Source organism: Bradyrhizobium sp. AZCC 1721, assembly GCF_036924715.1.
Classification (GTDB): domain Bacteria; phylum Pseudomonadota; class Alphaproteobacteria; order Rhizobiales; family Xanthobacteraceae; genus Bradyrhizobium.
Genome location: NZ_JAZHSB010000001.1, coordinates 4,937,973 through 4,961,126, shown reverse-complemented (window position 1 = coordinate 4,961,126; position 23,154 = coordinate 4,937,973). Strand labels below are relative to the sequence as shown.

Annotated in this window: 25 protein-coding genes and 1 pseudogene; 11 read left to right on the top strand and 15 right to left on the bottom strand. The window is 62.4% G+C overall.

The features are described from left to right. Window positions 1–95: 95 nt before the first annotated feature. Window positions 96–482: a winged helix-turn-helix transcriptional regulator gene (locus tag V1273_RS24080; protein WP_334411071.1), complete on the bottom strand. Its 387-nt coding sequence runs from the start codon at window positions 480–482 to the stop codon at window positions 96–98. 114 nt (window positions 483–596) lie between these two features. Between V1273_RS24080 and V1273_RS24075 the strand changes: the two genes are divergently transcribed. The 4 genes from V1273_RS24075 (at window position 597) to V1273_RS24060 (ending at window position 3,571) form a co-directional block, all read left to right on the top strand. Continuing rightward, entirely contained in the window at window positions 597–1,208 is a 612-nt protein-coding gene (locus V1273_RS24075) for an NAD(P)-dependent oxidoreductase (protein WP_334411069.1), read from the top strand. A 199-nt stretch (window positions 1,209–1,407) separates the two neighbouring features. Next, window positions 1,408–1,773 (top strand): RNA polymerase-binding protein DksA, encoded by a 366-nt coding sequence (gene dksA / locus V1273_RS24070; protein WP_141686941.1) that lies wholly within the window; start codon window positions 1,408–1,410, stop codon window positions 1,771–1,773. A 68-nt stretch (window positions 1,774–1,841) separates the two neighbouring features. Continuing rightward, on the top strand, window positions 1,842–2,627 hold the full coding sequence (locus V1273_RS24065) for a 2-keto-4-pentenoate hydratase (protein WP_334381537.1): 786 nt from the start codon (window positions 1,842–1,844) through the stop codon (window positions 2,625–2,627). Window positions 2,628–2,758: 131 nt separating this feature from the next. Then, a complete protein-coding gene (locus V1273_RS24060; RefSeq protein ID WP_334411067.1) occupies window positions 2,759–3,571 on the top strand; it encodes a hypothetical protein in 813 nt (270 codons plus the stop codon). Window positions 3,572–3,575: 4 nt separating this feature from the next. Here V1273_RS24060 and V1273_RS24055 read toward each other — a convergent pair whose 3' ends face one another. Further along, entirely contained in the window at window positions 3,576–4,004 is a 429-nt protein-coding gene (locus V1273_RS24055) for a ClpXP protease specificity-enhancing factor SspB (RefSeq protein ID WP_334381538.1), read from the bottom strand. A gap of 428 nt (window positions 4,005–4,432) precedes the next feature. On the opposite strand from V1273_RS24055, the gene V1273_RS24050 reads away from it, so the two are divergent. After that, window positions 4,433–4,882, top strand: coding sequence for a hypothetical protein (locus V1273_RS24050; protein ID WP_334411065.1), 450 nt, complete (start codon window positions 4,433–4,435; stop codon window positions 4,880–4,882). A 108-nt stretch (window positions 4,883–4,990) separates the two neighbouring features. Here the strand turns inward: V1273_RS24050 and V1273_RS24045 are convergent, their stop codons facing one another. After that, a complete protein-coding gene (locus V1273_RS24045; protein WP_334363728.1) occupies window positions 4,991–5,350 on the bottom strand; it encodes a PRC-barrel domain-containing protein in 360 nt (119 codons plus the stop codon). A 437-nt stretch (window positions 5,351–5,787) separates the two neighbouring features. On the opposite strand from V1273_RS24045, the gene V1273_RS24040 reads away from it, so the two are divergent. After that, on the top strand, window positions 5,788–7,383 hold the full coding sequence (locus V1273_RS24040; protein WP_334363727.1) for an ATP-binding protein: 1,596 nt from the start codon (window positions 5,788–5,790) through the stop codon (window positions 7,381–7,383). A 173-nt stretch (window positions 7,384–7,556) separates the two neighbouring features. Here the strand turns inward: V1273_RS24040 and V1273_RS24035 are convergent, their stop codons facing one another. From V1273_RS24035 to flgF, 10 genes and pseudogenes are all read right to left on the bottom strand, one after another. Continuing rightward, complete coding sequence (locus tag V1273_RS24035) at window positions 7,557–8,324, bottom strand: C13 family peptidase (protein WP_334411064.1); 768 nt, start codon at window positions 8,322–8,324, stop codon at window positions 7,557–7,559. After that, entirely contained in the window at window positions 8,321–8,677 is a 357-nt protein-coding gene (locus tag V1273_RS24030) for an Mth938-like domain-containing protein (RefSeq protein WP_334363725.1), read from the bottom strand. Before V1273_RS24030 ends, V1273_RS24035 begins: the two co-directional genes overlap by 4 nt. Window positions 8,678–8,746: 69 nt before the next feature. Continuing rightward, a pseudogene (gene amrS, locus V1273_RS24025) lies at window positions 8,747–9,196 on the bottom strand (AmmeMemoRadiSam system radical SAM enzyme); the annotation flags it as partial. A gap of 131 nt (window positions 9,197–9,327) precedes the next feature. Then, entirely contained in the window at window positions 9,328–9,849 is a 522-nt protein-coding gene (gene amrS / locus V1273_RS24020) for an AmmeMemoRadiSam system radical SAM enzyme (RefSeq protein WP_334411062.1), read from the bottom strand. 719 nt (window positions 9,850–10,568) lie between these two features. Next, window positions 10,569–10,832: a GlsB/YeaQ/YmgE family stress response membrane protein gene (locus tag V1273_RS24015; RefSeq protein WP_334368958.1), complete on the bottom strand. Its 264-nt coding sequence runs from the start codon at window positions 10,830–10,832 to the stop codon at window positions 10,569–10,571. 43 nt (window positions 10,833–10,875) lie between these two features. Then, window positions 10,876–11,328: a YidB family protein gene (locus V1273_RS24010; RefSeq protein WP_334381542.1), complete on the bottom strand. Its 453-nt coding sequence runs from the start codon at window positions 11,326–11,328 to the stop codon at window positions 10,876–10,878. A 217-nt stretch (window positions 11,329–11,545) separates the two neighbouring features. Then, window positions 11,546–12,298 (bottom strand): flagellar basal body L-ring protein FlgH, encoded by a 753-nt coding sequence (gene flgH / locus V1273_RS24005; protein WP_334381543.1) that lies wholly within the window; start codon window positions 12,296–12,298, stop codon window positions 11,546–11,548. Between the two features lie 5 nt (window positions 12,299–12,303). After that, on the bottom strand, window positions 12,304–13,386 hold the full coding sequence (gene flgA / locus V1273_RS24000) for a flagellar basal body P-ring formation chaperone FlgA (protein ID WP_334381544.1): 1,083 nt from the start codon (window positions 13,384–13,386) through the stop codon (window positions 12,304–12,306). A 10-nt stretch (window positions 13,387–13,396) separates the two neighbouring features. Beyond that, entirely contained in the window at window positions 13,397–14,185 is a 789-nt protein-coding gene (gene flgG / locus V1273_RS23995) for a flagellar basal-body rod protein FlgG (protein WP_065749261.1), read from the bottom strand. Between the two features lie 18 nt (window positions 14,186–14,203). Continuing rightward, window positions 14,204–14,968 carry a flagellar basal-body rod protein FlgF gene (gene flgF / locus V1273_RS23990; RefSeq protein WP_028348634.1) on the bottom strand — a complete coding sequence of 255 codons (765 nt, stop codon included), beginning with the start codon at window positions 14,966–14,968 and terminating at the stop codon, window positions 14,204–14,206. A 388-nt stretch (window positions 14,969–15,356) separates the two neighbouring features. Between flgF and fliL the strand changes: the two genes are divergently transcribed. The 4 genes from fliL to V1273_RS23970 are packed head-to-tail and all read left to right on the top strand — an operon-like array spanning window position 15,357 to window position 18,285. After that, a complete protein-coding gene (gene fliL / locus V1273_RS23985) occupies window positions 15,357–15,848 on the top strand; it encodes a flagellar basal body-associated protein FliL (RefSeq protein WP_334363717.1) in 492 nt (163 codons plus the stop codon). Window positions 15,849–15,866: 18 nt separating this feature from the next. Further along, entirely contained in the window at window positions 15,867–17,069 is a 1,203-nt protein-coding gene (fliM, locus tag V1273_RS23980) for a flagellar motor switch protein FliM (RefSeq protein WP_028348636.1), read from the top strand. Then, window positions 17,066–17,503, top strand: a complete 438-nt coding sequence (locus V1273_RS23975) for a DUF6468 domain-containing protein (RefSeq protein ID WP_028348637.1) — start codon at window positions 17,066–17,068, stop codon at window positions 17,501–17,503. Before fliM ends, V1273_RS23975 begins: the two co-directional genes overlap by 4 nt. Then, on the top strand, window positions 17,500–18,285 hold the full coding sequence (locus V1273_RS23970; protein WP_334381545.1) for a MotE family protein: 786 nt from the start codon (window positions 17,500–17,502) through the stop codon (window positions 18,283–18,285). Before V1273_RS23975 ends, V1273_RS23970 begins: the two co-directional genes overlap by 4 nt. Window positions 18,286–18,325: 40 nt before the next feature. On the opposite strand, the gene V1273_RS23965 is transcribed toward V1273_RS23970, so the two are convergent. Next, window positions 18,326–18,769 carry a hypothetical protein gene (locus V1273_RS23965; RefSeq protein WP_442893648.1) on the bottom strand — a complete coding sequence of 148 codons (444 nt, stop codon included), beginning with the start codon at window positions 18,767–18,769 and terminating at the stop codon, window positions 18,326–18,328. A gap of 5 nt (window positions 18,770–18,774) precedes the next feature. Continuing rightward, a complete protein-coding gene (locus tag V1273_RS23960; protein ID WP_028348639.1) occupies window positions 18,775–18,996 on the bottom strand; it encodes a hypothetical protein in 222 nt (73 codons plus the stop codon). 397 nt (window positions 18,997–19,393) lie between these two features. Here V1273_RS23960 and V1273_RS23955 point away from each other — a divergent pair, with 397 nt between their 5' ends. Further along, a complete protein-coding gene (locus V1273_RS23955) occupies window positions 19,394–23,152 on the top strand; it encodes a tetratricopeptide repeat protein (protein WP_334411061.1) in 3,759 nt (1,252 codons plus the stop codon). The last annotated feature ends 2 nt before the right edge of the window (window positions 23,153–23,154 follow it).

Sequence of the window (23,154 nt, the reverse complement as noted above, 5' to 3'; positions counted from 1 at the left end):
GCGACCCAGTATTCCAGAGGCGTTCGTGCTCGACCGAAATGCCGCGGCGTACTGGATGCCCTGCTTGAAGCGGGGCATGACGGCGGTGGATTGATTCACGCCGCCATATCCTTGCGCGCCACGTCATAACGGCGCTGTGCGTTCAGCACGTCCTTCAGGTTCTTCTCGGCCCAGTCCCGCAACGGATCGACCGCATCGGCGAGCGTCGCGCCGAGCGGTGTGATCGAATACTCCACCGTGACCGGCACGGTCGCGATCGCGCGGCGTTTGATTAATCCATCGCGTTCGAGCGATTTGAGAACCTGGCTCAGCATCTTCTGCGAGATGCCTTCAATGGTGCGGCGTAACGCATTGAAGCGCATCGGCTCATGCCTGATGAGAAGCAAGATGAGTACGGCCCATTTGTCACCGACGCGATCGAGAATCTGCCGCGTCGGGCATTGAGCCGAATAGGCGTTCGGGGTTTTGGCGCTGGCTTTCACGGCGGTTACTCCGGCGTAATCAGGTGACCCAAAAGTGCTCTCTTAACACTTACAGTCATTTCGCTATCTAGTCACCATTGGATACCACGTTTGCGTATCGCAAGGGAGACCTCCATGAAAATCGCCGTCATCGGCGCGTCCGGCAATGCCGGTTCGCGCATCACCGCCGAACTCGCCCGCCGCGGCCACACCGTGACCGCCATCGCCCGCCATCCCGAAAAGATCGCCGCCCAGGCCAATGTCACGCCCACCGCAGGCGATGCCATGGACCAGGCGGGACTGGCCCGGCTGCTTGCCGGTCATGATGCCGCGATCAGTTCGATCCACTTTCTCGCCAGCGACCCGGCCAAGCTGATCGGCGCTGCCAAGGATTCGAAGGTTGGCCGCTACCTCGTGGTCGGGGGCGCCGGCAGTCTTGAAGTGGCTCCGGGCGTTCGGCTGGTCACTACCCCGGGTTTTCCCGTGGCATACAAGGCGGAAGCCGAAAAGGGCGCCGCCTTCCTCGATCTGCTCCGGGCCGAAAAGGAACTCAACTGGACCTTCCTGTCGCCCTCGGCCCTGTTCACCGCCGGCGAGCGAACTGGCAAGTTCCGCCTCGGGACCGACCAGCTTTTGACCGCTGCCGACGGCAAAAGTTCGATTTCCTTCGAGGATTTCGCAGTTGCACTCGCCGACGAGATCGAGCGTCCCGCCCATATCCGCCAGCGCTTCACAGTCGGCTACTAGCGCCAGGCGGTCCCGATAACTTTGCCTGTGCAAGGCCTTGGGGGAGGTACCCCCAAGGAGACGGCTCATATTGTCTGTCACAACCCGCCGCTATATAAGGCCCGCGCGGACGGACAATTTTCCGCCCCGCCTTGCACGCGAAGATGGGCTGGCCTTGGAAAAGTTGAAGAATTATCGACCCTCCGAAAAAGAGCCTTTCATGAACGACCGCCAGCGCGAGTATTTTCGCGCCAAGCTGCTGGCGTGGAAGGACGAGATCCTGAGGGAATCGAAGATCACACTGCAGACACTTCAGGAAGAGAACGTCAATCATCCGGATCTCGCTGATCGCGCCTCTTCCGAAACCGATCGCGCCATCGAACTGCGCGCCCGCGACCGCCAGCGCAAATTGATCTCCAAGATCGACGCGGCGCTGCAACGCATCGAGGACAACACCTACGGCTATTGCGAGGAGACCGGCGAACCGATCTCGCTCAAGCGGCTGGAGGCCCGCCCCATTGCAACGCTGTCGGTGGAAGCGCAGGAACGTCACGAGAAGCGCGAGAAGGTTTATCGGGACGAATAGGCAGGGCCTGGCGGCTGACCGCGAGGGGCGGTCAGCGCAACAGGCTGCAACCATGAAAGCCGCCGCTGATGGACAAGATTCTCGCGGCCGCACAGAACATCGCTACCGCCCGCCGCAATTGCGCGCCGCTGGCCGCGCTGCCGCCTGAGCTAGCGCCTGCAGATGAAGCCGAAGGCTATCAGATCCAACGCGCCGTCCACGATCTGCTGCTGCCGCAGACCGGCGCGCTGGTCGGCTACAAGATCGGCTGCACCAGCCCGGTGATGCAGGAATATCTCGACATTCCCCATCCTTGCGGCGGTGGCGTGTTCGCCAAGGGCGTGCATGACTCCGGTGCCAAGCTGCGCTTCGGCGATTATGTCCGCGTCGGCGTCGAATGCGAGATCGCGGTGCGGCTGGCACGTAGTCTCGCTCCGTCAGAAGCCCCGTTCACCGCGGAGTGGGTGATGGAGGCAATCGAGGCGTATCACCCAGCAATCGAGATCGTCGACGACCGGTACGTCAAATGGGAGACGATGGGCGCGCCGACGCTGGTCGCGGACGATTTCTTCGCCGCAGGCTGCGTGCTCGGCAAGGCGGTGGCGCGCACCAAGGCGCCGGACCTGCTCACGGCCAAGGGCCGTGCCCTCGTCAACGGCAAGGAGGTGGGCCGCGGCACCGGCGCCGACGTGCTCGGCCATCCCCACAACGCGCTGGCCTGGCTTGCCAATCATCTCGCCGAAGAGGGCACGGGGCTGCATGCCGGGCAGATCGTTCTCACCGGCAGCCTTTTGAAAACCGTGTGGCTCGACCAGGGCGATGCCGTGAAGATGGAGTTGGAGGGGCTGGGGACGGTAACCGCGACTTTTGCGTAGATCTCGTAGCGTGGGCAAAGGCGCGCTTGCGCCGTGCCCACCTTTTTTGTGTCGGTGGGTACGCGGAGCCTGTCATCGGGCGCGCGTTCGCGCGACCGTTGGCTTTGCCCCCTGCGGTCGGAGTGAGAGTGATGGCTGAGAGCGTTCCGTCGGTTCTCGAATCCGAGGCGAGAGGCGAAATCGCAGACATCTATGCCGACATCCGCAAGGTGCTCGGCACCAGCGTGGTCAACCTGATCTGGCGCAACCTCGCGACCATGCCGGGCGCGCTGGAATGGACGTGGGCGACGATGCGACCGCTCTATCTCGGCGACGCGCCATTGCATGCCGAAGCTGTCAGGCGAACGATCGCGCTGCCGGATTGGCCCGGCTTCTCCATCGACACCTTGCTCGCCGTAGGCGTGGACGAGACCGAGCGCGCGCTGATTCGTGACGTGCTCGACAGCTATCAGTATACCAATGCGCTCGCGCTCGTCGTGCTCTCGGCGTTGCTGGCGCATTATGAGCCGTGCCCGGCCAATGTCGTGAGCCCCGTCGATACAGCGCCAACGGCGCCTGGCACCAAAATTCCGGAACTGCCGCCGATGGAGGCGCTGGACCCCGAGGTGGCGACGCTGGTCGCCGAACTGAATACGTTCGGCGAGGACACCCAGCCGCAACTGATTGCGAGTATGTACAGGCATCTGGCGTACTGGCCGTCCTATCTAGCGCTGGTGCGAACGATGCTGGCGCCACTGCAGCGGGAAGGGCGACTGAACGCGCTGACGCTTTCGACTCGCGCGCTCGGGCACGCGCATGGTGCGACTCTCGCAAAGCAACTGAAGCCGCCGGGGCCGCCGGACACGCTGAAGGGCGCTATCGCTTCCTGCCGCCTGTTCGTCGAACACCCGATCGCACGGATGACAGGGCTCTGCGCCCTGATCCGGCGCGCGACGCCGGAGTGAGGCATCAGCCGTCGGAGCACTTCAGCTCGGACTTATCCCAGAATGATTTGATTGCATTGAAGGGGACGGTGACCCGTTCACGAGCCCCCCTTAATCGTAGCAGGACATCGAAGCGGTCATCCCTTACGTTCAACTGCTCGAAGTCATTCTGCAGGATGATGGTCATATCGTCGGGATATTTCGTCTTGAGGCCGATCGATAGTTTCACGCCGTCGGCACCGGTGCGAAACGTGAGATTGACCGGCCGCTGCTCCGAGGCGAGGCGGAGCGTCTCGGCAATCTTGGAGCGCGCCGTCGGCTTGCTGCACGGCTCGGCGAATGCAGGCGAGGCCGGAATCAGGATCACGAGGAAGAGAAGCAGCATGGCCCCACAAGAAATGGTCACACCCCGCACTTGCGGGGTAGCCAGTACGCCGCGACCTGTCGTTTCCATCACTGCGGTCTCTGGAATACTCGATCGCCTGCTTCTCGGGCGAATGACAACTGGGTGTGTGCTCGCGTCCCCGCGGCTTGCCGGGTCATGCTAACGGGTTCCCTCAAAAAAGAAAGAGGGAGCGGGAGCGCCAGATGCCCGCAGCACCCGCCATCCGTGTGTATTGGTAGTAAGCATACGGTAATGATGTGCCGATCACCGGCGCTGCCCTGCGCAATGAGTCTAGCCGGCTTATATCGTGCTTTCCCCGGCCGTCTCCCCGGCCATGGATCCATTGCCATCGTCGCCGGCGAATTAATTAATGGTTAATCAAAACTTTGCCGGGCTCGAAGAACCTTCGCCGCTCGTCCGCGCGGTTGCTCGCTCCGTTGATGTCGCCCTGCGACAAACTTGCGCACCCCGAGGTGCTGCTACCGGGCGGAGCCGCCATGAAGAACGGCGCAATCGGCACCACGACCAGCAACTCCAGGCCCTCATCCAAGAACGCCGGTACGCAGGGCGCGGAGACCGCAGGCGCCGTGGACAAGAAGGGCGATGCTACTTTCTCCCGCGGGAACCATGAAGAAGTAACGTTCGGGCGGGGAACGATTTCTGGTCGGGAAAATTATGCAATCGTGTTTTTGGACACGAGGCAACCCTTCAGGCTCTGGCGCAATCTTCCCCCGAGAGGCGCCGGGGCCTGCTTTTTGGCTGACCAGTGGCCGATTCCACGCCGGGCGCTGTTTGATCGAGTTGTTTGGCAACCGTATCGTTGTCACAGGCTGATGACGTACGCGCTCATCGCCAGCAAAACGGCGACGCTGACAGCGATAACGATCAAGAAGAATTTTCCCATTGCTCCGCCTTTCGCAGTTCACAACGCAAGGCAGCAGGAATAGTTCTCCGCTGACAGGCGAACGCTGGCTTCTGCGTTTGCGTTCGCCCCTGCCAAGCGAAAGAGGCCCGCCATCAAGGCGGGCCTTTCGGAGGTTAGGGCGTAACCGCGATTACATAGCGATCCCGTAGTAGTCGTTGACGGCGCGGGTCCGGGTCGGATCGCTCCAGTTCCAGGCGTTGTCGCTGCCGTAATGCGGCGCGCTCTTGAGCTGCGCTTCCGTCACGCCGGTGACGTAGCCGCCGAGCGAGGTATCGTATTTCAGCGATTGCCAGGGTAGAGGATAGTGGTCGTCGCCGATGCCGAGAAAGCCGCCGAAGGAGAGCACGGCGTAGGACACTCGGCCGCTCTTCTTGTCAATCATGACGCGCTCGATCGAGCCGATCTTGTTGCGATCGGCGCCATAGACGGCAGTTCCCTCGACCTTGTCGCTGCCGATCAGGTTGCCGGTTTCGTTTGCCTCCAGTGCCATGGGATTCTCCTCCGGCTAGATGGATGAACGAAAAACGAGGGGCGGGAGGAGACGTTCCGGAGTGCGGCAGCTACCCATCGACGCATCGATGTGGATGCGGCGCGTCCAGCCGCATGTCGGTTTGCCCACGAAATCGGCATCAGTTGGTCTGGCAGACATGTCCGCTAAAGGCCACTGACATCCGAGGCTTGGCCGGCACGCCCAGCGGAGGGCCGTTCCGAAAGCCAATCTGTTGAGCCTCGACGAAACCTCCGCCTGGTTGTTCCCGGGAATGCAACATGCGGGTTTGATGGCTCTCGTGCGGGCGCAGCAACATTCGCCGAGGTCAGCGCTGCGCTTGTGCGGGTGGCGAAAAACCTGAATAATTTCCGTCGCTCCGACGGACGGATCGGAGGATTGCGGTTGCATGTTTGCAGCCGCTTGTTGGAGCTATCCACATGTCGACGCTCACCGCGCACGGCGCGTGCTTATTGTGGAAGCCGGAACTGATCTGGCTGAATGTCATTTCCGACGCGATACTCGCCGGCGCCTTCTTTGCTACGGCGTTCGTCCTCGCGTTCTTCGTGTGGCGGCGCCACCATGAGCTGATGTTCCGGGGCGTATTCTTGACATTCGCGATCTTCGTCGCGGTCTGCGGAGTGACCCGCCTGCTGTCGATCTACACTGTGTGGGTGCCGGCTTATGAAATCGAGGCCCTGACCAAAGCTTTGCTGGCGCTGATCTCCGTCGTGATCGCGGCAGCACTACTGCTGCTGCTGCCGCGGATCCTGGTGCTGCCCACGCGCATCCAGCTTGCGAGTGCCTATGCGGCACTTGAGGAGGAAGTCAGGCAACGCCGCGAAGCTGAGGCCATGGTCAGGCGCTTTGAGGAGAAAGAGGCGACCGAATCCAAGGTCCGGCAAGCGCAGAGGATGGAAGCCATTGGCCAGCTCACCGGTGGCGTCGCCCACGACTTCAACAACATTCTGACTGTGATCACCGGGACCATCGAGATCCTCAGCGATGCGGTCAAGGATCGTCCACATCTCGCTCAGATCACCAATCTGATTAGCGGAGCCGCAGCTAGGGGAGCTGAGCTGACGAAGCATCTGTTGGCCTTCTCCCGTAGACAGCCGCTGCAGCCGCGCAATACCGACGTCAACGCGTTGGTGATCGATGCAGCGAGTCTGCTACGGCCGACCCTCGGCGAACACATCGAAATTGAATCGATGCTGGCGCACGATTCCGCGCCGGCTCTGATTGATCCCAGTCAGCTCTCGACCGCGATCCTGAATCTCGCCCTAAATGCGCGTGACGCCATGTCTAACGGCGGGAAGCTGACGTTAGAAACCAAGAATGTGGTGCTCGACGAGAACTACGCTCGCGTGAACAGCGAGGTTAGACCGGGCAACTACGTCATGATTGCAGTAAGTGACACGGGGGACGGAATCCCCAGCAGCCTGCTCGAAAAGGTGTTTGAACCATTCTTTACCACCAAGGAGGCCGGGAAGGGATCAGGGCTCGGCCTCAGCATGGTCTATGGCTTCGTTAAACAGTCGAATGGACACATCAAGATCTACAGCGAAGAGGGCCACGGCACGACCGTGAAGCTGTACCTGCCGCAGGCCACGGGTGGTGGCCCGGAGGCACCCGCCGGCGAGACTGGCGGGTATGCGGGCGAACACAGCGATGAGTCTATCTTGATTGTCGAGGACGACCCGCTGGTTCGCGAATACGTCGTGGCGCAGATCACCCGTTTCGGGTTCCACGCGCTCGCGGCCGGCAATGCTGCCGAGGCGCTGGCAATCATCGATGGACCCGAACGCATTGACCTGCTGTTCACTGACGTAATGCTCCCCGGTGGAATGAATGGCCGCCAGCTCGCGACCGAGGGGGTCAAAAGACGCCCAGGGCTCAAAGTGCTTTATACCTCTGGCTATGCGGAGAATGCCCTTGTACATCACGGCCGTCTCGATGCTGGCGTGCTGCTGCTGCCGAAGCCTTACCTCAGCGCCGATCTCGCGCGGATGCTTCTAACCGCGCTGGCATCGTGAGTTCTTCTGTATTCTCAAGGAGTGGCGTAAGGCGCATCCGACACCGGACCAGGCATTAATCGAGAGAATCTCGGCTCGGGGCCAGTGCCAGACATGCGGCGCATTTCGGTCAGTAGATCAATACGGACGAGGTTCTTCGGCAGACAGGCGTCGGCCGCGAAGGCGACCGGCGCTCAAGGACGCGCAATGAGCAACGGGTGCACGTTTTCGCCGCCTGCCATTAGGGGATTCGACGGCTCGAAACGCTCGCGCACTTCTCGCTTTTTGACGAGCGAGCGCGCAACAACAAAGGCGTCCTTCAGGCTCTTAGCCTGCCGGAGTGCTATATTGAAAAAGGCGTTGCCGAAATAGGTCCACTTGGCTTTGTCCCGGCAGCCGAACGATGGATGGTCGGCATCGGCCGCGGTGATTACCAGCGTATCAGGGTTCGCGAGACGAGGGATAAAGACCCCGGAATAGCAGGCCGAGATGACCAGCACCTTGTATCGCATGCCAGTCCGCGCCAGCATGTAGGCGAGATTGGACGGAGTGAGCGTTTGCGTAACCCGCCCCGCTTTGATTGCAAGGCCGGCGCGGGAACCGTGCGAGGTGAGAATCAAAAACAGAATGTCGTTGTCGGCGTCCATCCCGTTGGCCGCCGCTTGCAAGGACATGGCCAGGCCTTCGATCGTTGCACCTCCGCCTTTCTTCGAATTGTATTGCACGTTGATCGGGGCGTTCCCGAAACGGCCCGCTACGACCCGTGCCGCGCCGGTCGCCTCGCTTCTAAACACGCCTTGATCGCCGAAAAGGCCGAAGGACACCACGCTCACCTTGCGAGCATCCTCAACGGCGTGCACGGTCGAAACCGACGACGCAACGGTCAAAACAAGAGCGATGAGCGGGGCGCCGATCCGGCTGATCCAACGTGGATTCACGGTTTCACCAGGGCATTTCTTCAACAGGTCACGTGAAAGAGGCCGATTCTCTTTGCGCGCGACCGGTTGAACATCCGTATTGCCTCGGGTGTCGGCTTCAACACGACCTCGCAGCCCTTTCTTTCGAAATAAGCTTCAGCTTCCGGCGATAGGTGCACGTTACCCATCTGACCCGAGCCAATCACGACCTGGTCGCACCCCTTCTCGAAGAGAAACTTTGCCTCGTCTTTTGAAAGCACGTGCGAGGTACCATACAGCTTCTTTGATAGCTTCTTTTTCCGCTTCACAACTTCGCCGGAAAGGCGAACGACCACGTCGTGCTCATACGTCCTTCCGTCAATCGTAATCGCGCCAAATATCGTGCTGTCAATCTTCATCGCGACCTCCTAATCAGGCTCCCGCTTCAACACGCGGTAGTGAGGGCCCCGACGCCGGCATCATCTCGCTCAAGAGCATTCCAGTCTGCCGATCCGAATCGGGACGCGCCGCTGTCCCCAGTTGCCCGGGCGTGCCTCGAACAAGCCGGGGATTGCAGTGGAGCAAATGCCGCAACGGCCGTCGCCGGTGAGTCGCCAAGTGGTGATGTCATACCAATCTCGGCCGATGATCCGCTCACCACAGCCCGGACAGTACGTGCTTTGGCCCCGCTCGTCATGGACATTTCCGGTGTAGACGAACTGCAGCCCGACCTTGCGCGCGATGTCGCGAGCCGTCGTCAGGGTGAGGGCCGGCGTACGGGGCAGATCCAGCATCTTGTAATCAGGGTGGAAGGCCGTGAAATGCAAGGGCACGTCAGGTCCTAGCCTTGTCATCACCCATTCGCTCAGTTTTTTCACCTCCTCCGGGCTGTCATTGTGACCCGGGATCAGCAGCGTTGTGATTTCGAGCCAGACCTTCGTCCTGTGTCTCAGATACTCGAGCGTTTCGAGGACGGCGCCGAGACGCCCGGTGTGCACAGCCGATTGTAGAACGCCTCGGTGAACGCCTTGAGGTCGACATTGGCGGCGTCCATGAAGGTGTAAAGCTCCTACCGTGCCGCCGCATCGATGTAGCCCGCTGTAACCGCCACGTTCTTGATCCCGCGCCGGCGCGCCACCCTTGCGACGTCCACGGCATATTCGAGGAAAATGACGGGGTCATTATAGGTGTAGGCGATGGAGCGCGAGCCCGTGGCAATCGCGGCCTCGACAATATCTTCCGGCGAGGCTGTGTCCTGGAGCCGGTCGAACTCTCGCGCTTTGGAGATGTCCCAGTTCTGGCAGAACTTGCAGGTCAGGTTGCACCCAGCGGTACCGAACGACAGCACAGGAGTTCCGGGCAGATAGTGGTTCAGTGGCTTCTTCTCTATTGGATCGACACAGAATCCGGAGGAGCGGCCGTAGGTCGTGAGCACGATCCGGTTATCCTGCCGGCCACGCACGAAGCACAGGCCACGCTGGCCTTCGTTAAGCCTGCAGTAGCGCGGGCAGACATCGCACTGGATGCGCCCGTCTTCGAGCCGGTGCCAGTAGCGGCCAGGAATACCTTCCAAACGCTCGGGATCGGTCATGGAATTCGCCGTGTGGATCGATGGGCAAACCTCAGCTTTTTGCCAACGGGCGTGACGGAGAGTTGCCACGATGTCTAGCCGGCCCGCCTCCGGGCACGAGCGCCCGCGGACGTCGGGTCATTTTACTCCTGATCGGCGGAGACCGTAAGTTCGACAATCTCGGCATGCGACCGTTTCGGCCAGTTCGACGGTGAAAAGGGACAGCATGAGGCCCACCATCGGCACTGCGGGAATCAGGTATCGCCAGCACGTCGAGGGTGTGGGCGCCGGCGGCCGTCGCGATCGAAGCCGTCCACATCACGATCACGATGCCTGCACGTGTCAGGAACCTGGAGCGCCGGCGCCGCACAGCGGACACCGTCCAAAACATGACGGCGATAATGAAGGCGATGGACAATACCCTGTACAGATAGGCGGAGATGCCTGGGAAATCGGACAGGAGGCCGATCCGAACTGGTTCGCCTTGCAGATCGGTCGCCTGAACCGCCCCGCGTCATGATGTCGGACGCCCGAGCTAGTGCTCTAGTGATCGACAGGACCCCTCCGCGTCGTCGCTCCAACTCAATCGCCGGTGCGGCACGGCGATGAATCGCGGTCTCCGCCCAATGGAACTCACGGAGACCGCGTTGAATCGTCTCGTGCCTGAGTTCGCTAGGGGACGACGGACCGCTCCGCTGATCCAAACCCAAGCCCGACGATGAAACCATCAGATCTAGTTCTTAAATCGCTCGCCGTTGCCGGCCGGCGAAGAGGCCGTAGACGAAGAGTACAATGATGGCGCCGACTATCGCACCGATCAGGCCCGCGCCTTCTCCGGGGCTGTACCACCCGAGCGCCTGGCCGAGATAGGTCGCCACGAAAGCGCCGACGATGCCCAGTATGGTGGTGAGAATGAAGCCCGAGGGCTCATTGTCTCCGGGCATAATGAATTTCGCAATCACGCCAGCAATGAAGCCAATGATGATCGTCCAAAGTATGCCCATCTCGATGCTCCCTGTTGTTTGCCCCAATGTCACGTCCATTAACTCATGCTGCGGGCAAACGGCCGTCCGGTGTGTACTTGTCGACGGCTGCCGGAAGCTCGCGAGACAATCTCGCCAGGATCTCCTCCTGCGAAAGTCCGGTCTGCTGTTCGAGTTGTGCCAGTACGTCGGACCCGATCGCTTGCTTCAATTCCGGAGGCGAGACATCCTTGTTCGGGCCTTGGTTGATCCAGGATTCAGCCTTCTCGCCCTGGCCGTTTTGCTTGAAACTTTCGAGCAACTCGCCGATCCCGCCGTTGAGCAGGCCGCCAACCCCGGCGCCGCCCAACATGCCGCTCAAATTGCCCAGCAAGCCGCCCAGCGGCTGCTGTCCACCGCCTGTGTTCGGCTGGCCCCCAACGCCCTTGAGAAGTTCTGCCAGTTTGTCGCGGTTCTGATATCCCGCAATGGCGAGCAGCCCGAGCAGAGCAGTCATCGATGGCATTCCGCGGCCCATGATTAGCCTCCATGCAGATGGTTGCTGTCAGGAACGCCGGCGGGTAGGTTCGGTTCCAACATGGGAAGACGACGAGGGGCAGGCGGCTTGCGCTGGAGCAAGCATCTCCTTGGATCACAAAACGACCACGGCCTCCGCCAGGGGAGACTGACGGAGGCCGCGTTGATACACTTCATCGCGCCTAGGTTCGCGATGGAGTGTGGGAGCTCGGGAGAAACTAGAACGGCAGCAGCACGTCCATCACCTGTTGCCCGTAACGGGGTTGCTGCACGTCGGTGATCTGGCCGCGGCCGCCATAGGCGATGCGGGCCTGCGCGATCTTGGTGGAATCGATGGTGTTGTCGCTCTGGATGTCTTCGGGGCGGACGATGCCGGCGACGATCAGTTCGCGGATCTCGAAGTTGACGCGGATTTCCTGTTTTCCTTCGACCACGAGATTGCCGTTCGGCAGCACCTGCGTGACCACGGCCGCGACGTTGGTCTGCAACGCTTCCTGGCGGTTGACCGAGCCCTTGCCGTCGCTCGATGACGTCGAGTCCGTGGTCAGGATCTTGCCGGGCAGGATCTTGTTTGCCTGCGTGATCGTGCTTGACCCAATGAAATCGGTGATCCCCGAGTCTTCCTTGGCCGAGCGGCTGCGTTGGGTCTCGTTGGACAGGTTGGCCTTGTCGGTGATGTTGACGGTCACCGTCAGGAGGTCGCCGATACGCGCCGCGCGCTGATCCTTGAAGAAGGCACGCGAGCCATTCCGCCACAGCGAGTTGGCGTTATAGGAGGCCTGCTCCGGCTTCGGCATCGGCATCTGCACCGGCTTGTAGCCGGGCTGCGTGGTCGGGTTTTCGATCTCGGTCAGCTTCGGCTTTTCGCCGATCTGCGACAGACGGTCGATCGAGGAGCAACCGCTCGCGAAGGCGGCCAGCGACAGCATGGCGCCGGAGAGAGCGAGACGGTTGAGACGGGTGACTGACATTTACATTACTCGGCTTTTGGAGCGACTGGCGAACTGACGGTAGCTACGGCGACGGGTGCGGGTGCTTTGCCGAGCGAGGAGGTGGCCTCGCTGGTCTGCGGCAGGCGAGGCGCCGGCGGTGAGATCGAGACCTGCCCACGGCCAGTTACGGTGCCGGACACCGTGCGCTTCGACTGCAGGTTCATGACGGTGACGACGTCACCTTCGGTGCCGCTGTCCAGCGCCTTGCCGCGCATGGTGAGGTAGATTCCGGGCGTCTCGTAGATCAACATGACGTTCTGGTCGCGCTGTACCAAATCGGGCTTGGCGAGATCTGCGGTCCTGATGGCCTGGCCGGCGCGGAGCTGGCGGCGGGCCTGCATGCCCACCGTGCGATCGCGCGCAGCGGCATCAGGGCCGACTTCCGCTTTCGGGCGACGCTCGATCACCACGTCGGACGATTTCAAGACCTCATTGCGCTCGACGTTGCGCGCCAGCACCGCGGCCTCGACGGTCTCGATCGCCGTGCCGGTAAAACGCAGCTTGGCAGCAGCGGCGCCGTTCTCGTTGGCGATCTCAAAGGTGACGTCGAAGCGGCCGTTGCGATTGTCGTAGCGCACGATGGTCGCCTGCAGGCTACCGCTAAAGCCGGCATCCAGCCTGACGTCGCCGGGATCGCGGTCGAAGGTCATCGACAGATTGGCGGCGTCGCCGAGACCATTGCGGCGCTCCAGCGCGCGTGCAACCTGCAGCTCGATGTCCTTGCCTTCGAGCAGGCGGGCCAGACGCGTTACCGAAATTTCCCTGAGGTCGCGGGTGTCGACGCCGATCACATGATGGGCACGGAGCGTGTTGAGCACCTGCGCTACCGGCAGCGAGCCGGTGGTGCCGAGATCCGGGGCGCGATAGATCGCGATCTGCGCGGCGCTGCCGGCGTTGTCGATCACGTCGCCGATCCGCACGAGGTCGCCCGATACCTGCACGTTGGCACGCAGCACGGGCGTGACGATCACGTTGCGGTTCGCGATGCTTTCCCGGGTCTGCGCGACAGCGGCCGTACTCGATGCGGCGATCAGGGCGGCGGCCAGGAGGAGGGCGCGGGCGATCATGACCAGTCCTCTAGCGGAACATGTTTGAGGTGGATTGCAGCATCTGGTCGGCCGCGCTGACGACCTTGGCGTTCATCTCATAGGCGCGCTGGGCGGCGATCAGGTCGGAGATTTCGGTCACCACCTCGACGTTGGCCTGTTCGAGGTTGCCCTGCTGCATGTCGCCAAAGCCGTCAGTGTTGGCGATGCCGTCCTGTGGCGTACCGGAGGCCGGGGTGTCCGTGAACAGATTGTCGCCGATCGGATTGAGGCCGGCCTTGTTGATGAACCGGGTCAGGCCGATCTGGCCGACGAGCGTCGGCGTGGTCGAGCCCGGCAGCATCACCGTGAGCTGACCCTGCGCGTTGATGGTGATCTGCGAGGAATTCTGCGGGATCGTGATCGTCGGCTGCACCGGGTTGCCCTGGGCGGTGACGACGCGGCCTTGCGCGTCCATCATGAACGAGCCGTCGCGGGTATAGGCATAGGTGCCGTCGGGCACCTGGATCTTGAAGAAACCTTCGCCGCGGATCGCGACGTCGAGGTCGTTGCCGGTCGGCGACAGTGTGCCCTGGCCCATCAGCCGCGGCGTGCCGACGGTCTTGACGCCGCCGCCGATGTCGACGCCGACCGGCAGGATGGTGCCCTGGTCGGAAGCCTGCGCGCCGACGCGGCGCACATGGTCATAGATCAGGTCCTGGAATGCCGCGCGCTGCTTCTTGTAGCCGGTGGTGCGCATATTGGCGATGTTGTTGGAGATCACCTGAACGTTGAGTTCCTGTGCCGCCATGCCGGTCGCTGCTGTGTAAAGTGCGCGCATCGATCTATGCCTTAAGTGTTATGCCGGAACGTCGGCGAGTTTCTCGACTGCGGTTCGGTGCAGGTCGTGCTGCTGCTGCAGCATCGCCGAGATCTGCGTGTAGGTGCGCGTGATCTCGATCATGCGGCTCATTTCGTGGACCGAATTGACGTTCGACTTTTCGATGAAGCCCTGGCGCACCCGCGAAGTGGTGTCGGGCTGGGCGGCGACGCCCTGACCCGCCGAGTAGAGGTTGCCGCCTTCCTTGACGAGCTTCTGCGGGTCGGCAAAGGAGACCAGCCGCAGTTTGCCGCGAATGGAGTCGGTGCTGCCGGTGCCCTCAAGAACCGTGATATTGCCGTCGGCGGCGATGTTGATCGCCTTGTCGGTCGGCTGGAACACGATCGGACCGGAGGTCCCCAGCACCGGATCGCCACTCGCGGTCACGAGTTGGCCCTGGTTGTTGATCTGCAGGCCACCGTCACGGGTGTAGCGCTCGCCGGCGGCCGTTTGCACCACCAGAAAGGCGTTGCCGTCGATCGCGACGTCGAGCGGGTTCTTGGTCTGCTCGGAGGGACCGGCCGAGAAATCGTGGAAGGTGGCGCGGTCGTGCACGAAGGACACGCGGCGGTCGGCGCGCACGAAATTGTCTTCATGCGCCGGCGAGCGCAGATATTCCTCGAACAGCGAGCGGTCGGCCTTGAAGCCCGTCGTGTTGATGTTCGCGACATTGTTGGCAACGACATCCAACTGCCGTTCCAGCGTCATCTGCCGCGAAAGTCCGACGAGAAGCATATTCTCCATCGGTGGTTCTCCCCTTGATCGATCCGAAGCAGGCTCTCCCAAGCCCGTAATCCGGATCCGTCGTAAACCTTTGGGCTCTCCCAAGCCGGCGGGTCCACGCCGTTTACTCAGCGAAAGCCGTGCCAAGTCCGGAAGGGTTGATTTTTTAAGGGGTTAGGCATTTTTCTGCGGGCGGAGGGGGCGGCAGAAAGGTCTTGTTGACCATGTTTGCCCGGCAGATTTTTCCCAGTTGGGCGCGAATGGAAAGGTTCCGTTAACCATTATTACCCTAGCGTTGCACGTGTAGAGGGCGCGTGTGCGCTGGCGGCTTTTGTTTCGCGTTGTGGGGGCATCGTTACCCAGGCTGGTGGCAACCGCGTTCGTTTCCGGAATCGAAGCGGGCGGGGCAATGGCTGACAACGAGCAGGCGGAAGGCGTAGACGGCGCAGAAGCCGCATCGTCGAAAAAGGGCAAGCTCAAGCTGATCATTGCGGTCGCCGGATTCGTCGCCATCCTTGGCGCCGGCGCCGGCTGGTTCTTCCTCATGCGCGGCCACGGCGAGGAGAAGCACGCCGAAGCGCCGCCGTTGAAGCCGCCGTCCTTCGTCGAAGTGCCCGATATGATGGTCAACCTGGTCGGCGCCCCGGGCGAGCGGGTGCAATATCTCCGCGTCAAGGTCGTGCTCGAGATCAAGGAAGAGAAGCAGGTCGAGGCGATCAAGCCGAACCTGCCGCGCGTCACCGATCTGTTCCAGACCTACCTGCGCGAATTGCGTCCCTCCGACATCAACGGTTCGGCGGGCCTGTTTCGCCTCAAGGAAGAGCTAACCAAGCGCGTCAACAACGCGGTGGCGCCGCAGCAGGTGAGCGCCGTGCTGTTCAAGGAAATCGTCGTGCAGTGATGGGGCGGATCTAGCATCATGGCCGGCAATCAAGACCAGATGGACCAGGACGCCATTGCCGCGCAATGGGAAGCCTCGCTGGATTCCGAAGATCCCGCGGCGGCTGCGGAAGAGGCTGCCGCCAATGAACTCTCCGAGAGCATGGCGCTGCAGTGGGCGGCCATGGTCGAGGATGGCGGCCGCGAATTCGGCAACAAGAATTCCGGCGAGCGGGTTCTGTCGCAGGAAGAAATCGACAATCTGCTCGGCTTCACCGTCGGCGATGTCAATCTCGACGACCATTCCGGCATTCGCGCCATCATCGATTCCGCGATGGTGTCCTACGAGCGTCTGCCGATGCTCGAAATCGTGTTCGACCGCCTGGTGCGGCTGATGACCACGAGCTTGCGCAACTTCACCTCCGACAACGTCGAAGTCTCGCTTGACCGCATCACCTCGGTCCGCTTCGGCGATTACATGAACTCAATTCCCTTGCCGGCCGTGCTCAGCGTGTTCAAGGCCGAGGAATGGGAGAATTTCGGCCTTGCGACGGTCGATTCCAGCCTGATCTATTCGATTATCGACGTGCTGCTCGGCGGCCGCCGCGGTCAGACCTCGCTGCGCATCGAGGGTCGGCCCTACACCACGATCGAAACCAACCTCGTCAAGCGGCTGGTCGAGGTGGTGCTTTCAGACGCCGAGCAGGCGTTCCGGCCGCTGTCGCCGGTGACGTTCTCGATCGACCGGCTGGAAACCAATCCGCGCTTCGCCGCGATCTCCAGGCCTGCCAACGCCGCGATCCTGGTGCGGCTGCGCATCGACATGGAAGACCGCGGCGGCAACATCGAACTGCTGCTGCCCTATGCGACGATCGAGCCGATCCGCCCGGTTCTGTTGCAGATGTTCATGGGCGAAAAGTTCGGCCGCGATCCGATCTGGGAAGGGCACTTCGCCACCGAAGTGGCGCAGGCCGAGATATCGGTCGATGCCGTGCTGTATGAAGCCGACATTCCGCTCAAGCATTTGATGAAGCTGAAGGTCGGCGACACGCTGCCGCTGGAGATGCGGCCCGATGCGCTGGTGTCGGTCCGCTGCGGAAACGTCACCCTGACCGAAGGGCGGATGGGCCGGGTCGGCGACCGCGTCGCCATCCGCGTCACCAAGCAATTGCGCAAACCGAATACCACCTTCGCGATGTTCGAGAAGGCCGACGAGCAAACCAAGCTGATGGAGGCACAATGAGTCATTTCCTTGGCATTGTAATCGAGAGTCTGGTGGCGGTTTTGCTACTGCTCACGATCGGTTACTGCATGCTGCTCAACAAGCGGCTGAAGCGGCTGAAGGCGGACGAGCATTCGCTGAAAGCCACGATCGCTGAACTGATCACGGCAACCGAAATCGCCGAGCGGGCGATCGGCGGCCTCAAGCACACCGTGCGCGACGTCAACGAGAATCTCGGCAGCCAACTCGCCGCCGCGACCCAGATGGCGGGTCATCTGAAGGGCATGCTTGCCGAAGGCGACGGCGTCATTCGACGGCTGTCCAAGATCGCGATCGCGGCGCGGCCCTCGCAAGAAGCCGAACCCGCGGCACCCAGGGTCTCAACAGCCAAGGCGGTAGCCGCGGCGGCTGAAGCATTCTCCGAACGCCGAAAGGCCAGTGGCCTCGCCGCATGAAATCGTTTCGCGATATCCGTGTCATTCCGGTCGTGCTGGTCGCGATCTTCGGCCTTGCAGTGCTGAAGGTCGCCGGCCTCGTGATCGATGGCGGATACGTGTTCGATTATCAGGTCAGCCAGCCAACCAAGCGCTCCTGGGCGCAGGACAATCTGGGCTACCCCGGTGGCTCGATATCGGATACCGCCGACATCACCGGTTCGGTCAAGAAGGAAGAAAAAAAGGAAGAGGCGCCGAAGCCGGCAGCGCCGGCTACCGAGGCGCCGAAGCCCGACGGCGTCGTGGTGTTTCCCGACCAGAACCCGCAATCGGTGTCGCCGTCGGAGCGCGCCATCCTGGAACGGCTGCAGGCGCGGCGCCAGGAACTGGAGCAGCGCGCGCGTGAAATCGAAATTCGCGAAAGCCTTCTGAAATCAGCCGAGAAGCGCATCGAGGGCCGTGTCGAGGAAATGAAGGCCACCGAGGCACGGATCTCGACAGCGAGCGGGCAAAAGGCCGAACAGGACGCTGCCCGCTTCAAGGGCATCATCACGATGTACGAGGGCATGAAGCCGAAGGACGCCGCCAAGGTGTTCGATCGGCTGGAAATGTCCGTGCTCTACGAAATCGCCTCCCAGATTGCGCCGCGGAAGATGTCGGACATTCTGGGCCTGATGCAGCCGGAAGCGGCCGAACGGCTGACGGTCGAACTGGCCCGCCGCGCCGCCGGCACCGATAAGTCCACGTCCACGGCCGAGCTGCCGAAAATCGAAGGCAAAATCCTGCAGCAAAGGCCGAACTGACGCAGGATGGCTGCCCGGCGAAGGGTACTGACGCGTCCGGTCAGAACCTGCGCGGCCCTGACGAGACAAACGAGCGGTGAGCTACGGCGAGCGCGCCGCGCTCGTTGGTTTCAAGGGCAATTTTCTGCGCCAGCATGACATCGCCAGCGACGAGGTCGCCATCGGGAACAAAGCACCATTTGCAGACATGTTGGCCGGCGCCGTTGATTTCCTCGATGTTCGTCTGCGTCCCATGATGGATCCGGTAGCGCGTCCCGGTGTGGCTCCCGACGACGTCGAAATACCGGAATCGCTCGTAAGAGGCCCGCTGCTTCGGCGATAGCCAATCCTTCAAGAGCGTAAGGGCTCGCGCCTCAGTCTCGAAGCGAAACGATTTGCTGCAGGAGCCGGACCGCGCCACTGCCAGCGAGAGCGCCGACAGCAGCACCGTACCGAGTAGAGCCAGCACAAATGAGCAAATCGCAAGGACGATCTGCTGGGTCACTGCCGTCAGCCGCCAACGAGACGCGGATAAAACAGCGTTTCTTCCGCCGTCGGATCGAAGGAGCGGATAACCCGTTGCTCGCCGGGTCCCGTTCGGACCGCTGCGGTAAATCCTGCGCCGGTCAATTCCATAAAGCGCCGCTCGGCCTTTTCGACCTCCGCGCGGTCATGGACGTCGAAAGTATGCCGGGTGTCGCCAGTACGATCCATCACGATCTGGGTTGCCATTTCACGCACTCCGAATTGGCTGCCTGAGGCAGGTTAGCGACCCGGGAGCGTTGGTTGATCGACTGCCGGCCCCGCTTCCCGGGTCCATTGTTTCCCTAAGACGGAACCGCCGATGTTAGTTCCAACGCTGCGTGAGATAAATAATGCAGATCAATCATGGCACGGGCGTGATGGTGATCGCTGCGGCCCGAGGCTCGCGACGTTTGAGCGGTGACCCGGAGAAAGGTCCGGATACCGACCCATTACGATGTGTAATTGATTGAGGCCGTAGCCCATTGTCCCTTCAATGAAATCAATTGGTTGACGTTAACAAAGCCTTAAGCCGGCCAATCCAAGATTCCAACGTGCGGGCGAGAGCGCTTCGCCGAAGAATTCATCGAGGCACGAGATCTTCTGGATGGGGCGAAGGGCTGCCGCTGAAACTGGGTCGCCGGGCCGCGCATTGGCGCGGGCGGCGCGGCGTTGCCTTCACAACTATCTCGGCCAGCCCCTTGCTGTTGCTTTGTTATTCGCCGGCCTGACGCTTTCGCAGCCCAGCCGTGCCGACGATCCGGTCCGAGGGGAGGCGACCTTTACGGCCGGAGGCGGCTTCGCGCGGCTGGTATTGAAACTGGCCGAGGACGTCGAATCCGACGTTTCGACCGCGGGTTCGATCATTATCATCCACTTCAAGCGCCCGGTGGATATTCCCGTCGACAAACTGTCGGACGCGGTCCCCGATTATGTCGGCTCGGCGCGGCGCGATCCCGACGGCACCGCGATCCGGCTGTCGCTGGCGCGGCGGGCAACCGTCAACACCATGACGGCGGGGGAGCGGATCTTCGTCGACTTCCTGCCCGATAGCTGGACCGGGCCGCCGCCCCCGCTTCCTGCCGCGGTCGTTCGCGAACTGGCGGAGCGGGCGCGGGCCGCCGAGCGCGCGCTCCGCGCGCAGCTTGCGGTGGCGTCCGCGAAAAAGAAGCCGCCGGTGCGTGTCCGCGCCTCGGTGCAGCCGACTTTCGTCCGCTTCGTGTTCGATATGCCCGACGGCGTCAACGTCTCGTCGGTGCTGAACGATCAGAAGCTGACGCTGCAGTTCAACAGCGTGCTCAATTTCGACCTGGCGGATGCGAAGGTGGCGGCGCCGCCGAACATCGCTTCGATCAACCAGCGCGCCGACGTTGATTCTTCCGCCGTCGACATTCTGCTGATCGGCGAGGTCGACGTGCATTCCTTCCGCGAGGAAAAGAACTATGTGATCGACGTCGCCTTCCAGCAGCCGGAAAAGCCGGCGCTGGCCGAGCCGCAAGCCGCGGCCAAACCGGTCGTGCCGGCCAAGCCAGGACCTGCGTCGCGGATCGCGCGCGACAAGGCCATGAAGGAATCGCTGCCACCACAGCAGCCGGCCGAGATTCCGCCCGTCACGTCGGAGATGATTGCCGAACAGGCCAGGATCGAAATCAAGCCCGTGCAGGTGAATGAAGCACCGGCCGCTGCGGAGGCCGCAATGCCTGGCCTCGAAAAGGCGCCGCCAGCCAATGGCAACGCTATCCCTCCGACCGAGAAGATGGCCGCCGCACCGGAAAAGACGTCGCCTCCGGCGGCAGTCGCGAAAGCGGCGCAGCCCGCCGAACCGTTGCAGGCCGCCGCGGCGGAGGCGCCAAAGCCCGTGGCATCCAAGCAGGCTCAGTCTTCCGCAGAGCCGCCGGAAAGTGGTGCCAAGGACAAGACCCCCGTCGTCGAGGCAAGGCGTGACAGTGACGGCCTGCGCGTGACGTTCTCCTTTGCCGCGCCGACCCCGGCTGCGCTGTTTCGCCGTGCCGACACGGTATGGCTGGTATTCGACCAGACCAAGCCGGTAGATATCGAGCCGATCCGTAGCAAGGGCGGCGCCATCATCGGCGATGTCAGCCGGCTGTCGCTGGAAAAGGGTCAGGCCGTCCGCATCCGCCTCAACCGGCCGCAGATCCCTTCGCTCGAAAGCGAAGGCCGCGCCAACGGCGCCGAGTGGACGCTGACCTTCGCCGACCGCGGGCAGACACCGCCGCTGCCGCTGATGGTGCTGCGAAATATTACTGATCCCGCGCTTGCCAATGTCACCGTGCCGCTGGCCAATCCCGGCGCGATGCACCGGCTGGTCGATCCCGACGCAGGCGATACGCTGTGGGTCGTGACCGCGCCGCCACCGACCCGTGGCCTCATCAAACGGCAGGATTTCGTCGAACTGTCGCTGTTGGAATCGGTGCACGGTGTGGTCGTTCATCCGAATTCCGATGATATCAACGCCGAGGTCGGCGCCGACAAGGTGATGCTCGGCCGGCCCGGCGGATTGACGCTGTCGTCCGCCGACGTCGCGGCCGAACGCGCCACCGCGGCGGTCAGGCCGCTGTTCGACGCCGATGAATGGCGCAAGAACCGGGAAGAAAAGTTTCTTGCCCGGCTGGATGCGCTGATCAAGGCAGCGGCCGCCGCGAGGCCCGAGCAAAAGACGCACGCTCGCCTCGAACTTGCGAACTTCTACATGTCGCGCGGCATGTATCAGGAGGCGAGAGGGGTGACCAACCTCATCCTCTCCGAAACCAACCCGGGGAACGAAGACGACGCCGTGCTGATGGTGCATGCGGTCGCCAGCATCTTGATTGGCCATCCCGAACACGCGCTGAAGGACCTTGCCAATCCAGCGATCGGCAACGGCTACGATTCCCAATTGTGGAAAGGGTTCGCGTTCGCCCGCCAGGAAAAATGGGTGGACGCGCGTGAAAAGTTCAAGAACGCCGAATTCTCGATCGCCGCGCTGCCGCTGGAACTGCAGCGAATCATCATCACCGACGCGATGCGGGCCTCGCTCGAGGTAAAGGATTATGGCGGGGCCTCGCGGCGGCGCAGCGAGTTGGAAGTGATCGGCATTCCCAACGAGATGAAGCCCGAGATCGCCGTGCTGCGCGGGCGTCTTGCCGAGGCGTTGGGGCACGACAAGGACGCGCTCGACGCCTACAGGTTCGCGGCGCAATCCAGCGACCGGGAGGCATCGGCAGAGGCGAGTCTGCTGCAGGCCCTGCTGCGGCACCGGCGCGGCGAGCTCGGCCAGGCCGAGTTGATACGCGAACTGGAGACCTTGTCGGTGATCTGGCGCGGCGACGCAATCGAGTTGAAGGCATTGAATAAGCTGACGCAGCTCTATGCCGAAAACGGCCGTTATGCCGAGGCGCTCTCCGCCGCCAAGACCGCGACGAAGCTGCAGCCCAACTCCGAACTGTCGCGGCAGGGCCAGGATGCGGCGTCCGCACTGTTCACGGACCTCTATCTCGGACAGAAGGGCGACGACATGAAGCCGGTCGATGCGCTCGCCATGTTCTATGAGTATCGCGAATTGACGCCGATCGGCCGGCGCGGCGACGAAATGATCCGGCGCCTCGCGGACCGGCTGGCTGCCGTCGACCTGCTCGACCAGGCCGCCGAACTGTTGCAGTACCAGGTCGACAAACGCCTGGAGGGCGCCGCGCGCGCGCAGGTGGCGGCCCGGCTTGCCATGGTCTACCTGGCCAACCGCAAGCCGGACCGGGCGATCACGGCGCTGCGCCTGACGCGGATCTCCGATCTGTCCGGCGAATTGCGTCAGCAGCGGCTACTCCTGGAGGCGCGGGCCCAGAGCGATGTCGGTCGCCACGACCTCGCGCTCGATATCATCTCCAACCTCACCGGCCGCGAAGCGATCCGGCTGCGCTCCGACATCTATTGGGCGTCGCGGCAGTGGCGGGAAGCTTCCGAACAGATCGAATTGTACTACGCCGACCGCTGGCGGGATTTCAAACCGCTGAATGCAGCCGAGAAGAGCGACATAATCCGTGCCGTGGTCGGCTATGCGCTGGCCGAGGATGCGATCGGCCTGGCCCGTTTCCGCGAGAAATACGCGCCCCTGATGATCGGCGAGGCCGATCGGTTCGCATTCGAGACCGCGAGCAAGCCGGCCGCCTCCAATAGCGCCGAATTCGCTCTGATTGCCAAGATGGCCGCCAGCGTCGACACGCTCGACGGCTTCATCCGTGAAATGAGGATCCGCTTCCCCGATGCCACCGCCCGCGCGCCGCTGTCGCCGGAAATCTCGCGGGGCGAGCCGGTTCACACCGGCGCCTTGCCGCCGATTGCCGGCATCAGGCGGATCGGCGCGGCAAGATAGCG